At 40.5% G+C, this 2040-nt stretch carries 2 protein-coding genes; both read left to right on the top strand.

The window, feature by feature from the left end; all coding sequences use genetic code 11:
• The coding region (locus A9G24_RS05920; protein ID WP_218056234.1) for a DUF6708 domain-containing protein at window positions 1-674 on the top strand (674 nt) is incomplete at its 5' end.
• 110 nt (window positions 675-784) lie between these two features.
• On the top strand, window positions 785-1975 hold the full coding sequence (locus tag A9G24_RS05915) for a DUF6708 domain-containing protein (protein WP_065638208.1): 1191 nt from the start codon (window positions 785-787) through the stop codon (window positions 1973-1975).
• Window positions 1976-2040 lie beyond the last annotated feature (65 nt).

Below are 2040 nucleotides of genomic sequence, written 5' to 3'. Positions count from 1 at the left end.
TTGCGGTGTTTAAATGGGAACATATTATGCCCTCTAATTTTGGCGAGACTGGCTCGGATATGGGTGGTACTAACTTAGTTAATGTGTTCTCCTTTCACCCTTATAAAACTGGCTTTCCCGTTGCACAGTCCGTGGGCGTAGGCAAAAACACTTATAATCCTCAAGATTATAAAGACGAGTGGGAATTTATCCGCCGTTATATGGAAGACGGTCCCCAAAACCTGCCTAAACCACGCCTAAGTACCCACTTACCCATGCCCTTTCACGGTGTTGAGGGACATATTAGCCCCATGATCCATCTGGCAAAAAATAACCCCAGTGTGATCATGATTTTAATGTTAATCCCCGTCTTTTTAATCTTATTGCCATTTTATACTATGGGTTACTTTATTTCGGAATGCCTATGCTGGCAACCTCGTTGGCCAAAAGTGATCAGGCAAGCGGGTAAACCCGGTAAACCTTTACCAAAAGAAACCACCCTATCGGATTACCCACCCGAGGTACAAAAGGCCATTTTAGATAGTAGCCAAGAGTGGGGCGTAATTGATGACGAAACGGGCGAACTTATCGACTATGGTCAATTTAAAAGACCCAAGAAAAAAGCCAGCCGAAAAAGAAAAACAAAAGCAACAAAACAAGCAGAAAAGCCCATAAAAGAGAATTCAGAGGATTAATTGGTAAGGTTAGATTGTGGCTGCTTTAGCAAAGATCCCAAACGTGATCAATTTGATGACTTAACCGAGGAGCTAAGTGAGTTTCATCAAGCAATTCAGGGGACATTTTAATGTATATTGGTGAATATTTATTTTGGTTAAGTAGTGCTATTAAAACCGCAACCCGTAAAAAATTGAAAATGGGCTATTTTAGCGGTGATATGAATTTAAGCGAAGTCACCAAAGATTATACTAAAGAGTCGGTCAGTCATAATCCACGCCCGATAGGGCCTTATTATGCCTATAATGATCGCTATTTAGAGATACGAGGGGGTATGTTTGAAAATTTTCGGGGGATTATTACTTGGATTAGTTTAGCTATATTTTTTATTACAGCATCAGGAGGTTATTTCGCACTTAAAGTGGCTTTAAAATTATACAATAATGAATGGGATAATTATAAAATTGGTTCCGGAATATTTGCAATGGTATTTTTTGCAATCATTTTTTTAGTCTCTGCTTATTTATGCATCCGCTACTTCCGTTATATCTGTCGCTTAGAGTTATTCACGCTTCGCCATATTCGGGTACGGTTTAATCGGGTAACACGGCAAGTGTATATACAACGCCCTAAATATTGTGGCGGCATTGCGGTGTTTAAATGGGAACATATTATGCCCTCTAATTTTGGCGAGACTGGCTCGGATATGGGTGGTACTAACTTAGTTAATGTGTTCTCCTTTCACCCTTATAAAACTGGCTTTCCCGTTGCACAGTCCGTGGGCGTAGGCAAAAACACTTATAATCCTCAAGATTATAAAGACGAGTGGGAATTTATCCGCCGTTATATGGAAGACGGTCCGAAAAACCTGCCTAAACCACGCCTAAGTACCCACTTACCCATGCCCTTTCACGGTGTTGAGGGACATATTAGCCCCATGATCCATCTGGCAAAAAATAACCCCAGTGTGATCATGATTTTAATGTTAATCCCCGTCTTTTTAATCTTATTGCCATTTTATACTATGGGTTACTTTATTTCGGAATGCCTATGCTGGCAACCTCGTTGGCCAAAAGTGATCAGGCAAGCGGGTAAACCCGGTAAACCTTTACCAAAAGAAACCACCCTATCGGATTACCCACCCGAGGTACAAAAGGCCATTTTAGATAATAGCCAAGAGTGGGGCGTAATTGATGACGAAACGGGCGAACTTATCGACTATGGTCAATTTAAAAGACCCAAGAAAAAAGCCAGCCGAAAAAGAAAAACAAAAGCAACAAAACAAGCAGAAAAGCCCATAAAAGAGAATTCAGAGGATTAATTGGTAAGGTTAGATTGTGGCTGCTTTAGTAAAGATGCCAAACGTGATCAATTTGATGACTTAAC

The organism is Gilliamella sp. App6-5 (assembly GCF_001690525.1).
Classification (GTDB): Bacteria; Pseudomonadota; Gammaproteobacteria; order Enterobacterales; family Orbaceae; genus Gilliamella; species Gilliamella apicola_H.
Note: the sequence above shows the minus strand (reverse complement) of the source record. Positions and strands in the feature narration are given on the sequence as shown.

What these genes read in the sequence shown, in the direction of transcription:
- A9G24_RS05915 (WP_065638208.1), top strand. Translation starts at nt 785, where the DNA reads ATGTATATTGGTGAATATTTATTTTGGTTAAGTAGTGCTATTAAAACC.